Below are 12,547 nucleotides of genomic sequence, written 5' to 3'. Positions count from 1 at the left end.
TTTTATATCAAAAATTGATTTTACCTGCATTCATAGGCTTTATGTTTTTAGCTTAGAGCCGATAGCTTTAGCTATTTTTACTTTCATCAATGACCATCAAAATCATCAAAAGTTTAATTTCTACAACTAGATTAAAACATAAGCTATTTAGATTTATTATAAATAATCGCAAATTTAACGAATTGATTTTAAGAATCTATTAATTAGATATGATGCTTATCTAAAAAATGTACTAAAAAAAATATTACTAAAATTTTGCTATTCAAAGACAAGAAAAATGGTCTTTAAAGCGAAATAGCATGATTTTGAAGATAATATGACAAGTTAAAATGAAGACGTACTATGAATTTTACAAAAAAATAATAATCATTTTTTGATTTTTCTTTTAAAAGTACAAAACTCGTCGTAAATTTGTCTGGCAAATAACAAATCAAAGCTATTTGCCATGTTAGACACATCCAAGTTCTTATACGAAGCATTAACATACGACGACGTATTGCTTCTTCCTGCTTACTCAGAAATTCTTCCGAGAGAAACTAGCACTCAGACCAAACTTACTCGCAACATCACGCTTAATACTCCAATGATTTCGGCTGCTATGGATACAGTGACCGAAGCTGATTTGGCTATTGCGATGGCTCAAGAAGGAGGTATTGGTATTATCCACAAAAATATGACCATTGCACAGCAAGCTGCGCAAGTAAGAAAAGTAAAGCGTTCGGAATCAGGTATGATTATCGATCCTGTAACACTTACTGACGGTCAAACACTTGGAGATGCTCACCGTATCATGCGTGAATTCAAAATCGGTGGTATTCCAGTTATCGATTCAGAAGGTAAACTTATCGGTATTTTAACAAACCGTGATTTACGTTTCCAAAAAGATTTGACTAAAACTGTCAATGAAATCATGACGAAAGATGGTTTGATTACAGCTCAAAAAGGAATCTCTTTGGACGAGGCAGAAAGCATCTTGCAAGAATTTAAAATTGAAAAATTACCAATCGTTGACGAAAACAACAAGTTGATTGGTTTGGTAACTTATAAAGATATTATCAAGCGCAAAAACAATCCGTACGCATCAAAAGACACATTGGGTCGTTTGCGCGTAGGTGCTGCAGTTGGTGTTACACCAGATTTGTTGGAGCGTGTTCAAGCTTTAGTAACCGTTGGTGTTGACGTAATTAGTATCGATACAGCTCACGGGCACTCTAAAGGTGTAATTGAAGCGTTGAAACGTGTTAAAGCTCAATTCCCAGACCTAGATGTAATTGTGGGTAACGTTGCTACTGGCGAAGGCGCAAGAGCCCTAGCTGAAGCAGGTGCAGACGCTGTTAAAGTAGGTGTTGGACCTGGTAGTATCTGTACAACTCGTATTATTGCTGGTGTGGGTATGCCACAGCTTACGGCAGTATACGAAGCAGCCAAAGCTGTTGCTGATTTAGGCGTTCCAATTATTGCTGATGGTGGTATCCGTTTCTCTGGTGATATTGCAAAAGCAATCGCTGGTGGTGCTAGTACAGTAATGATTGGCTCAATGTTGGCTGGTACTGACGAGGCGCCAGGAGAAGTGATTATCTTCGAAGGACGTAAGTTCAAAACATACCGTGGTATGGGCTCTCTTGAAGCTATGGAAGATGGTTCGAAAGACCGTTATTTCCAAGATGCAGAAGACGACATTAAGAAATTAGTTCCAGAAGGTATCGTAGGTCGTGTGCCATTCAAAGGTTCTGTATCTGAAATCATTTACCAAATGGTAGGTGGTTTGAAAGCAGGTATGGGATATTGTGGTGCTAAAAATATCACTGAGATGCAAAAAGCTCGCTTCGTAAAAATTACGGCAGCAGGTGTAAAAGAAAGTCATCCACACGATATTACTATCTCGAAGGAAGCTCCAAACTATAGCGCGAAGTAAGCAACATCCGCAGTTTATAATCATATAATTATAGCTTTGTAGAAATTCAAAAGGCTCAGTACGATTTGTACTGAGCCTTTTTGATAAGGTCAAAGAATCGCGGACTAGGAATTTCTGATTGCGGAAGGATAAAAAGATTCCCTAAAAAGTAGGTTATATTTCCGAAATCCAACATTCGAAATCAGAAATTTTCCTTAAGCTTGATATTCCTTTACGGTATCGATAAAGCATTTTACTTTATCTGGATTAGTATCTGGATATACGCCATGCCCTAAGTTTGCAATGTATTTCTGTGTTCCAAACTGCTGAATCATCGAACGAGTATGTTTTTTGATTTCGTCGAATGAACCATACAATACACATGGATCAAGATTTCCTTGCAATGTTTTTGAATCGCCAACCAATTTTCTTGATTCAGCAATATCCATATTCCAGTCAAGACCTACTACCTCACAATTCAACTTACCCATATCTTCACGAGCAAAGAATGCACCTTTAGCAAATACTGTCACAGGTACTTCGGTAATGGCATCACAAATTTGAGCAATATATGGCAACGAATAAGTACGGTATTGTTCAGGAGAAAGAATACCAGCCCAAGAGTCAAAAATTTGAACCAAATTAGCTCCTGCTGCCACCTGTGCTTTCAGATAGGCAATGGTAGTATCAGTAATTTTCTGTAAAAGAGCATGAGACAATTCAGGCTCAGAGTAGAGGGCTTTCTTCGCTTTAGAGAAGGTTTTAGAACCTCTTCCTTCAATCATATAGCAAAGTAACGTAAACGGTGCACCAGCAAAGCCAATTAAAGGCACACGACCATTTAATTCTGACTTTACGATTTTGATGGCATCCAATACGTATTTAAGCTCCTCTTCTGGATTGGCAACATGTAGTTTTTCGACATCTGCCATTGAGTGAATAGTAGTTGGAAAAATAGGACCTACTTTTTCTTCCATCACATAAGGTAAGCCCATAGCTTCGGGAACTACCAAAATATCAGAAAAAATAATGGCGGCATCTACACCCAAAATATCTACTGGTTGGATAGTCACTTCGGCAGCTAATTCTGGCGTAGTTGCTAGTTGTATAAAGCTTCCTGCTTTTTCGCGAACGGCACGGTATTCAGCTAAAATTCTACCCGCCTGACGCATCATCCAAACAGGCACACGCTCTACTTGCTGCCCACGTGCAGCTCTCAATATTAAATCGTTCTGTAAGTTTTCCATTGATTCAGCAATTCGAGTGCCTTGATATGTATGTCATAGTAGGCTGGCTCGTATAATATTACCGCAAATATACGGCAATATTTCGGTATGGGATTTTGAAAAAGAAGATAAACCCAAAGAATCCTATTTCGAGGTGGTCTTTTTGTATTTCAACAAGGTTTTTATCAGATATTCAGGAGGGAAAAAACCTTTGAGTCGTTCTAGCTCTTTGCCTCTTTCATCCAAAATAATAGTAATAGGATATTCTGAAACTTTATAGATATCAGCCACATCCATACCCACAAATTGTTCTACATCTACTATTTTGGCAATATATCTTAAGCTCAACAAAGAGGCGACCTCTGGCTCTGAGAAACTTTCTGCTTCAAGCTTTTGACAAGGTTGGCACCAACTTGCCGAAAAAGTAAGAAAGATAGGCTTGTGTAACCTTTTTGCCTCAAGTAATACATCTTGGTAAGTTCCTTGAAAAAACGTTGCCTCTAAGATATTATCAATAGGCGTTACCTTATCCTGAGCTTTTATCGAATAGTTCAGAAACAACAATAAGTTTGATATCAAAGAAAACAATTTCATAAAAGGGAATGTCAAAAGAAAAGAATATTGTTCATCAAGTTACAAATTTTATGAAACCTTTGTACGCAGAGTCTTGCCTTTTATAACGCAAATAGCTCCGTAGTGTTGCTACGGAGCTATGTTATTAAAATCCTTATCCAATCCTGTTAGTTTTCGTTCAAGCCTAAAGCTTTCAATGTTTCGATATTGATATTACCCATTGGAAGGTTATTATCTTTCTGGAATTGAGTCAAGGCCGCACGAGTTCTTGGTCCAATTACATCATCGATAGGGCCTGGGTCATAGCCTTTAGCTTTTAGGGCACGTTGAATTTGGATGATTTTTTCTACAGTCAATTTATTACCACAGATAACCTCTACCCAATCAGCGTACATATTATCTGCCACTTTTGTAGTTGTCACAAATGAGCCATACTCAGCAGGAATTGTTTTCTCTGTGGTTTTTGCAGCAGACTTCACAACAGTACGAATATAAGTTTTTGATTCAGCTGGGATTTCGGTTTCCTTCGTAGTAGCTTGAGCTGCTAGCAACTGGCGAACGCGAGTCTCGTATTGAGCTGGAGTTTCAACAACTTTTGTTGTAGCAGGAGACACCAATACTTGTTTTTGGCGAGTAGCATATACCGCTGGAATTACCACTTCACGAGTAGAAGCAGGAGCTGCAACAATTTGCTTTGTCAATACTTGGTAACAGCTTTGTCCGTTTGGAAGTTTGATGCTTGCCACTGCAGCATTTGGAGTAGTACCAGGCGCTACACAAGGCGTAGGAACATCTATTTCAACAGACTTTGCTGGTGTTGCAACTACTTGTTTTGAACGAGTAGCATACACTGCAGGAATCACTTGCTCTTTAACCTCAGCATCTTTAACCAATACTTGTTTAGTTACCGAAGCATACTCCGCAGGAATAGCCGTTTCACGAGTTGAAGCCGACTTTGCAATTACAGTTTTGCTGATAGTTTTGTATTCAGCAGGAATTTCTTTTTCAACAACTCTAGCAGGCTGGTCTACAACCTCTTTTGTATAAGTTTCGTATTCAGCAACTACATCTTTAGAAGAAGCTAAGTCAGCAGGAGCCACTAACACTTGCTTAGAGAATGTTTTGTACTCAGCAGGAATAACTGTTTCTTTTACAGTGGCAGGCGAGGCCAAAATCTGACGAGTGATAGTTGTGTACTGCGCTGGAGTTACTACTTCTTTAGTACCCGCTGGAGTTTTCAATACTTGCTTAGTAATTGTTTTGTATTCAGCAGGAACTGTTACAAGACACAAGATACGACAATCGTCAGGGTTAGCAGACAAACATGATGGGTCAGCTTTACCTTTTTCGTATTTTGTATATTCGTCACGAATTTTTACTTTTTCAGTAACTGTTTCGTACACAGGAGGGGTTGTTACCAAAGCAGTAGTAGCTTCTTTTACTAATACTTGCTCAGTTACAGTTTTATATTGAGCAGGAATAACTTCCAATTTTTTAGAAGCTTCTTTTACCAATACTTGCTCGGTTACAGTTTTGTACGTAAAGGCATTTGGCGTCAAAGTTTTAGAAGCTTCTTTTGTTAAACGTTTTTCTGTAACTTTTTTGAAAGTAGCAGGAATTACCGTCAATACCTTAGATGCCTCTTTAACTAAAATCGTTTCTGTAACAGTTTTGAACTCTGCTGGAATTACTTCTAAGCGAGAATACGCAGGTTTTACCACGTATTTTTCTGTTTCAGTTTTGTATACTGCCGGAACCACAGTATAACTCTTTGAAGCAGGTTTTGCCACGTATTGTTCTGTTTCAGTTTTCAATACTGCTGGTACTACTTCTAATTTTTTACATGGAGATCCTGTTAATTCAGAACCATCAGGACGAACAAAAGCTCTGCGTTGGTTGTCCCAAGAACCAGCCATATACGAGCCAGTTGGGCATCCACCAACAAATACTTGTTCAGTTACAGTTTTGTACTGTGCAGGTACAACTTCCAATTTTTTAGAAGCTTCTTTTACCAAGATAGTTTCTGTTTCTGTTTTGTAAACTGCAGGAATTACGGTAACTGTTTTGCCTGCTTCTTTTACGAGTACTTGTTCGGATACGGTTTTGTAAGCAGCCGGAACTACTTCTAAGCGTTTTGCAGCTTCTTTTACGACAATTGATTTAGTCTCAGTACCTAACACAGCAGGAACCACAGACAAGGTTTTGCCTGCTTCTTTAGATACAAATTGTTGAGACTTCGTGGTAAATTGAGCTGGCTTCAAACATTTCGCATAACACTTACCGTTTACAGCGTTAGGCGGTAGGTCGTTTTGAGCTTCAACTGCCGTCGAGACCATACTTAGGGTTGCTATTGTGAGCAATAGCGAATAGTAATTTTTCTTCATGGTTAGAAAAATTTATCAGGTGTTAAGGATTTAATAACAAATTTACGTGTCGTTACAATAAAAAAAAAGTGACATTTATAAACCACGTCACCAATAATTACGTCATATAGACGTAATCAAATCCCATCTGTCACTATATTTTACAATTAACTCTTAATATGTAGAGTAAGAGAGCGGATAACTAAAATTGTGTAAATTTGCGGATGTTTGTTTAAACTAACAAACTATTTGACACAAAGACACCCAGAGAGGGCATTAATTGTGCTAATATATTACTATTTCTTGCAAAATGCTAGACTTAGTAAATTCATAATTTAAAAAAAGAGAAGCAATAGGCTTTTCACAACAAATTTTAGCGCCATGAAGATTAATCAAGCGTCATTTTTAATGAGTAATTCCACTTATCAGCAATGTCCAAAGCCTGATAAGCCTGAATATGCCTTTATCGGAAGATCAAACGTTGGTAAGTCTTCTCTTATCAATAGTATTGTTCAAAGAAAAAATCTTGCGAAGACCTCACAGACTCCAGGGAAAACACAACTTATCAACCACTTTTTCATCAATGCCAATTGGTACCTCGTCGATTTGCCTGGGTATGGTTATGCCAAGGTTAGTAAAGTGGAGCGAGAGAAGTTTGAAAAGATGATTAACGAGTATTTAACTTTGAGAACGAACCTTGTTTGTACATTTGTACTGATTGACGTTCGGCACGAACCTCAAAAGGTGGATGTTGAGTTTATGCAAAAATTGGGAGAAAACGGAATTCCATTCTGTATCGTATTTACGAAAGCAGACAAGCTTTCGAATACTGCCGTTAATAAAAACATCGCTACCTATGAGCAAATCATGCTGGAAACTTGGGAAGAAATGCCGCAATATTTTGTTACATCTTCCGTTAATGGAACTGGTCGTGAAGAGATTTTAGCTTATATAGATGAGTTAAATGAAGGGTTTAAACCGTAGTTGATAACAATTTTGTGTCATTTTGACGAAATACTCTTGGCAAGAATACTTGCCAAAGCCTTAAATAACTAATTTTGTAAAAACAAATTATTAAGATATCATATGGAATTACTAAAAGAAGTAGCTAATATTTCAGGTAAAAGCGGATTATACAGAATTTTAAAACCTACTCGTACTGGTGTTATTGTCGAAAGTCTTGATGGAAAAAAAGAACGTTCTGTGGTAGGTGCTAATGCGCGTGTATCGGTGTTGAAAGATATTTCAGTGTATATGACTGAGCATCAGGATAGCTCTATCCCTTTAGCCGATATTTTCTTAGCTTTGAAAGAAAAATATAACGAAGGTATTGAATTGAATACCAAAACAGCCTCTGATGAAGAGCTTTATGCTATTCTTAACGAGGTAGCTCCAGACTTCGACCGTGAGCGTGTTTATCCTTCGGATGTAAAGAAAATCATTAACTGGTTTAATACACTTTTGAAAAACTTACCAGAAGCTTTTGAAGTAAAAACTGAAGCTGCTGCTGAGTAACACTTAATCTGAAAATGTAAACATGAGTCATCCCCAATCTTAAGATTGGGATTTTCTCTAAGTTTCATCAAAAAAAGCGGTCGGAAAATGATTTTCCGACCGCTTTTTTTGATGCATAGATTTTATCCGATTCAAGACACAAAGATTGCGTCTTTAATGCAATCATAAAACTTTGATATAATCACTCATTTGTTCAATCGCTAAAACCCTAAATTAGGAAGGTCTCATGTCTGAGGGTTTATTAATTCATAACTAATTTGGGAAAGCGATAGAGCTGAGAGTCATATATAACGAGCTGCTCTACTTCTAAGGTCCATTTATGGTATATTGGTGATTTTTCTAATGTTTGGAATACTTCCTGTTTACTATTGGCATTCATAATAATCCACCCCTGGGTAGATTCGGCCGAAACCGCATAAGAATCTATGATTCCCTTTTGTATTAGTTCACCTATGTAGTTGCGATGCTGAGGTACTTTTGAAAGTAACTCTTCATCGAGTTCAAATTGAAATATTACTTGATACTTGCGCATAGCCATCGTGATTAGATACAACCCCATATTTTTGTAGGTCATAAGTCGATTTGGTAATATAACACAAAAAAGACGCCATTAGTTGTACCACTCTGTATTTTTACGCTTTTGGTATTCAGCTATAGGCATTCAGCAAAAAATATCCCTGACATTGTAATACTATTGGCCTAGTCTCTGCTACCAATTGCACAAGTGACAACTTACCTTAATTTTTCTGACCAACCTATCGAAAAGGAAGAAAAACAAAAAAGCCTTAGCAATATAGCAATTACCAAGGCTTTTTCAGAATAGTATAGTTCTTATTTCTTCTTTCTCAAAGAATTGATCCAATTAGCAATTTTGAGAGCATCGTCTTTTGGAACGTTTTTCATAGCTGCCATTGGAGGATAACCTGGCCAGTTAGATGGCTTTGGGTTAGCAATCAATTCAACGATTTTCTCGTTAGTATATTTTTTCTTAGCAACTTCAGTGTAAGCCGGACCCACCAAACGAGTATCTACTTTGTGACAAGCAGTACAAGTATATTTAGTCATCAAAGGTTTGATGTCTTCTGGGAAATCTTCTGCTTTTGCATTAATAGCAAATGCAGTAAATAATAGAGAGCTCAAAACAACTTTTTTCATTTGTAATTCAAAGGGTTTCTTAAGGAATTGATTAATACAGTAAAATAAAATTCAAGATAGTAAGCTTATTACCAAATAATATTTTACCAATCTTCTCGAAACACAAATTAAAAACAAAAAGATGATTTATTTATCATTACTTATGTGTTTCTTGATTTTTCGGTAAAAATTTAATTTTTAAAGCTATGGAAAATTAGTTTTTAGCCTATACAAATTGGAGCAATTCATTAAAATCATACTTATTGGGCACCCAAAAACTATCAGTTAAGAATCGTACCTCTTCCATATTGTGTATAGTATTTCAACGACAATTTTAGCATAAAAGTACAAAACCTGATGTTAATGGTTTGTTAACGTAATGAAGAGCGATAGGCATCAACGGCCTTGCGTACACTTCCGTGTTCTTGCAACAAGCTTTCGGCTAAAGTTTTATCTATTCCTAGTTCTCGCATCACCATATTTTCGGCTCTTGCTACAAGCTTATGATTACTCAACTGCATATCCACCATTTTGTTTCCACGCACGCGTCCCAACTGAATCATCACCGACGTTGAAATCATATTCAGAATCAGTTTTTGTGCCGTACCAGATTTCATACGCGTACTACCAGTAACAAACTCCGGGCCTACTACTACTTCGATTGGGTACTCTGCTTCTTTAGAAATTTCGCTTCCTACATTACAAGAAATCGAGCCTGTCAAAACACCATTATTGCGTGCAGTTCTTAATCCTCCGATTACATAAGGCGTACGCCCCGAAGCAGCAATACCCACCACCGTATCAAGCTCGTTGATATCGTATTGTTCAAGGTCTTTCCAAGCCTGTGATTCATCATCCTCTGCATACTCTACGGCTTTACGAATGGCAGTATCACCGCCTGCAATTAAGCCAATAACTAAGTCGAATGGCACACCAAAAGTAGGTGGACATTCGGAGGCATCTACAATACCCAATCTACCGCTAGTACCAGCCCCAATATAAAAAAGGCGACCACCTTGCTTCATTCTTGGCACAATCTGATTTACTAATGCTTCGATTTGTGGAATAGCTTTTTCAACAGCATGGGGAACTGTCTTATCCTCGTTATTAATACCTTCCAAAATAGTCGTGATAGACATTTTATCGAGGTTATTATATTTTGAGCTTGCCTCGGTTGTGAGTGTTTCTAAGTTGATTTCTTGTGACATAGTTTTACAAAATATTGGGCCTATATGTTCTAAAAGGGTTTGAAATAGATTCCTATTCCAAGCCAGCTAATAGAGGCTTGTTCTAAGGGACTGTAAGGTAATTTTCCTGTGTATCCTTCAATCAATAAACTAAGTGATTGAGAAGATTCGCCCCATTCAAATCCCCATGCGGCTTTAAGATTGGGAATAAATTGGGTTTGTTGCCAAAGTTTCATATCCACTCCAGCTATCATTTTTCGGAAATACCCCTCGCCTCGATAAAAAATCCCCCCTTGCAGCATTAGTGGTTTACGTTCTGTAAAAGGACGTAAGCTCAGCCCCAAACCACCATAGTATCGAATTGAACGATATTGTACCGAATGAGTAACATCTATTTGTTCATAATTGACTTTATTTTCAAAAAAACTCGTGATACCTCTGCTAATTACATAATCATCGCCTAAATGCGATGATAAATGATAAAGCCTTACTCTAGTAGAGGAAGTCTCATTTCGGAATTGATAATGTAAACCTATACGGTAATCTACGTTCATCATCCGACGCTTTGTATCATTTGCATCCTCATAAAGTTCGAATTGAGTAAGGGCAACTACATCAAGGCCAAATTCTGACTCTCCTTTTCCCAAGGGTGTATTGCTCCATCGCACCAATTCTTTTTTTCCACCAATCGAAAACGGTGCATAAAGCCCATGATGATTGAGCTCTCCGTTTGAATTCTTTACCAAACTACCTCCTATCTGCGCCTCGAGTGGGTCTAACAAAATAGTTTCAAACAAATGACCTTGAGGTAGCCAAGTTGCCTTATTCTGAGCTTGACCAATACGGGGCAAGCTCAAAATAAAACCTATCAAAAGCCAACTATTGAGCCATTTGTGCATAATATTTAAAAAACAATGGAATTGTTTCTATGCCTTTATAAAAATTAAACAATCCGTAGTGCTCGTTTGGTGAATGAATAGCATCCGAGTCAAGTCCAAAACCCATCAAAACCGTTTTTACTTGTAATTCCTTTTCGAATAATGCCACAATCGGGATACTTCCTCCGCCGCGTGTCGGAACTGGCTTCTTACCAAAAGCCTCCTCCATAGCCTTTTCTGCGGCTAAGTATTCTACCGAGTTGGTTGGTGTAACATAAGGTTCGCCACCATGATGTGGGCGTACTTTTACCTTTACTCCTGCCGGAGCGATTGATTCAAAATGTTTTGTAAATAAAGCAGTAATTTTATCTGACTGCTGATTAGGAACCAAACGCATCGAAATCTTTGCAAATGCCTTCGATGGCAACACGGTCTTAGCTCCTTCGCCAATATAACCTCCCCAAATACCGTTAACATCAAGTGTAGGACGAATTGAGGCACGTTCGATAGTCGAATATCCTTTTTCACCATATACCTGATCGATAGCTAGGTCTTCTTGGTAAGCCGACAGGTTGAATGGTGTCTGAGCCATGGCCTCACGCTCCTCAGTTGTTAGCTCAACTACGTCATCATAAAATGTTGGAATAGTAATATGATTATTTTCATCATGCAACGAAGCAATCATTTTACTCAACACATTGATGGGGTTTGCTACAGCACCACCATAAACACCTGAGTGCAAATCGCGGTTAGGTCCTGTAACTTCCACTTCTAAATAACTCAATCCTCTTAAACCAACATCGATTGATGGCGTATCGTTTGCAATAATAGCAGTATCCGAAATCAAGATTACATCGGCTTTCAATCTGTCCTTATTGGCAGCTACAAAGATACCAAGGTTATCCGAACCGATTTCTTCTTCGCCTTCAATCATAAACTTCACATTGCATGGCAATTCATTAGTTGCCATCATGGCTTCGAATGCTTTGATATGCATATAAAATTGCCCCTTATCGTCACAAGCACCACGAGCATAGATTTTACCATCTTTGACGACTGGCTCAAATGGCGGAGAGTCCCATAATTCATAAGGATCGGCAGGCTGAACATCATAATGACCATATACCAATACGGTAGGAAGTGTTTCATCAATAATTTTTTGACCAAATACAATAGGATGACCCGCTGTTTCACAAATCTCTACGATATCAGCACCGGCAGCCTCAATTTTTTCGGCAACAAATTCAGCTGCTTTGCGTACATCACCTTGAAATTTTGAATCGGCACTCACCGATGGAATTCTCAATAAATCAAGAAGTTCATCTAAAAACCTCTCCTTATTTTGCTCAATATAGCCTTGCATAGACGTTGATGATTGATTTCAAAAAAATACCTCCAACTACTATGTAATTGGAGGTACAAATATAATAAGTTATTATGGAGTTATCATTACGAGCATGGTATCTAGCGATGTCATTATCGCAACGAAGTATCTATATCAGAATTATATTACTTGTTCTTTAATTAAGTGGATAAGCAAAATAAAATTTAAGTACTGAGATTTGGGCTGTAAGCTGTAGGCTGTAGGCTGTAGGCCTTTATCTTAAAACAATTTAACACTCTTTGCCTAATGCCTAATGCCTAATGCCTATTGCCTATTGCCTATTGCCTATTGCCTATTGCCTAATGCCTAATGCCTAATGCCTATTGCCTAATGCCTAATGCCTAATGCCTAATGCCTAATGCCTATTGCCTATTGCCTATTGCCTATTGCCTA

General features: G+C 37.8%; 11 protein-coding genes. 3 read left to right on the top strand and 8 right to left on the bottom strand.

Translation table 11 applies throughout. The features are described from left to right. Positions 1 to 445: 445 nt before the first annotated feature. Entirely contained in the window at positions 446 to 1,915 is a 1,470-nt protein-coding gene (guaB, locus tag ACOVQ4_RS16170; RefSeq protein WP_095161381.1) for an IMP dehydrogenase, read from the top strand. A gap of 194 nt (positions 1,916 to 2,109) precedes the next feature. Here the strand turns inward: guaB and hemE are convergent, their stop codons facing one another. From hemE to ACOVQ4_RS16155, 3 genes are all read right to left on the bottom strand, one after another. Then, a complete protein-coding gene (hemE, locus tag ACOVQ4_RS16165; RefSeq protein ID WP_421821661.1) occupies positions 2,110 to 3,141 on the bottom strand; it encodes a uroporphyrinogen decarboxylase in 1,032 nt (343 codons plus the stop codon). A 123-nt stretch (positions 3,142 to 3,264) separates the two neighbouring features. Next, positions 3,265 to 3,714, bottom strand: a complete 450-nt coding sequence (locus ACOVQ4_RS16160; protein WP_421821660.1) for a thioredoxin family protein — start codon at positions 3,712 to 3,714, stop codon at positions 3,265 to 3,267. 146 nt (positions 3,715 to 3,860) lie between these two features. After that, positions 3,861 to 6,077 carry a peptidoglycan-binding domain-containing protein gene (locus ACOVQ4_RS16155; RefSeq protein WP_421821659.1) on the bottom strand — a complete coding sequence of 739 codons (2,217 nt, stop codon included), beginning with the start codon at positions 6,075 to 6,077 and terminating at the stop codon, positions 3,861 to 3,863. A 360-nt stretch (positions 6,078 to 6,437) separates the two neighbouring features. Here ACOVQ4_RS16155 and yihA point away from each other — a divergent pair, with 360 nt between their 5' ends. Both yihA and ACOVQ4_RS16145 read left to right on the top strand, forming a co-directional pair. After that, positions 6,438 to 7,040, top strand: coding sequence for a ribosome biogenesis GTP-binding protein YihA/YsxC (yihA, locus tag ACOVQ4_RS16150; protein WP_421821658.1), 603 nt, complete (start codon positions 6,438 to 6,440; stop codon positions 7,038 to 7,040). Between the two features lie 102 nt (positions 7,041 to 7,142). Continuing rightward, positions 7,143 to 7,571 carry a DUF5606 domain-containing protein gene (locus ACOVQ4_RS16145; protein WP_421821657.1) on the top strand — a complete coding sequence of 143 codons (429 nt, stop codon included), beginning with the start codon at positions 7,143 to 7,145 and terminating at the stop codon, positions 7,569 to 7,571. A gap of 241 nt (positions 7,572 to 7,812) precedes the next feature. Here ACOVQ4_RS16145 and ACOVQ4_RS16140 read toward each other — a convergent pair whose 3' ends face one another. From ACOVQ4_RS16140 to ACOVQ4_RS16120, 5 genes are all read right to left on the bottom strand, one after another. Beyond that, complete coding sequence (locus tag ACOVQ4_RS16140; RefSeq protein ID WP_421821656.1) at positions 7,813 to 8,145, bottom strand: hypothetical protein; 333 nt, start codon at positions 8,143 to 8,145, stop codon at positions 7,813 to 7,815. A gap of 257 nt (positions 8,146 to 8,402) precedes the next feature. After that, positions 8,403 to 8,726 carry a c-type cytochrome gene (locus tag ACOVQ4_RS16135; protein ID WP_421821655.1) on the bottom strand — a complete coding sequence of 108 codons (324 nt, stop codon included), beginning with the start codon at positions 8,724 to 8,726 and terminating at the stop codon, positions 8,403 to 8,405. 350 nt (positions 8,727 to 9,076) lie between these two features. Beyond that, a complete protein-coding gene (gene murQ, locus ACOVQ4_RS16130) occupies positions 9,077 to 9,913 on the bottom strand; it encodes an N-acetylmuramic acid 6-phosphate etherase (protein WP_421821654.1) in 837 nt (278 codons plus the stop codon). 29 nt (positions 9,914 to 9,942) lie between these two features. Then, on the bottom strand, positions 9,943 to 10,791 hold the full coding sequence (locus ACOVQ4_RS16125; protein ID WP_421821653.1) for a DUF1207 domain-containing protein: 849 nt from the start codon (positions 10,789 to 10,791) through the stop codon (positions 9,943 to 9,945). Next, positions 10,772 to 12,133 (bottom strand): dipeptidase, encoded by a 1,362-nt coding sequence (locus tag ACOVQ4_RS16120; protein ID WP_421821652.1) that lies wholly within the window; start codon positions 12,131 to 12,133, stop codon positions 10,772 to 10,774. Before ACOVQ4_RS16120 ends, ACOVQ4_RS16125 begins: the two co-directional genes overlap by 20 nt. Between the last annotated feature and the right edge of the window lie 414 nt (positions 12,134 to 12,547).

The sequence above is a fragment of the Flectobacillus sp. genome (assembly GCF_049240685.1).
GTDB lineage: Bacteria > Bacteroidota > Bacteroidia > Cytophagales > Spirosomataceae > Flectobacillus.
Note: the sequence above shows the minus strand (reverse complement) of the source record. Positions and strands in the feature narration are given on the sequence as shown.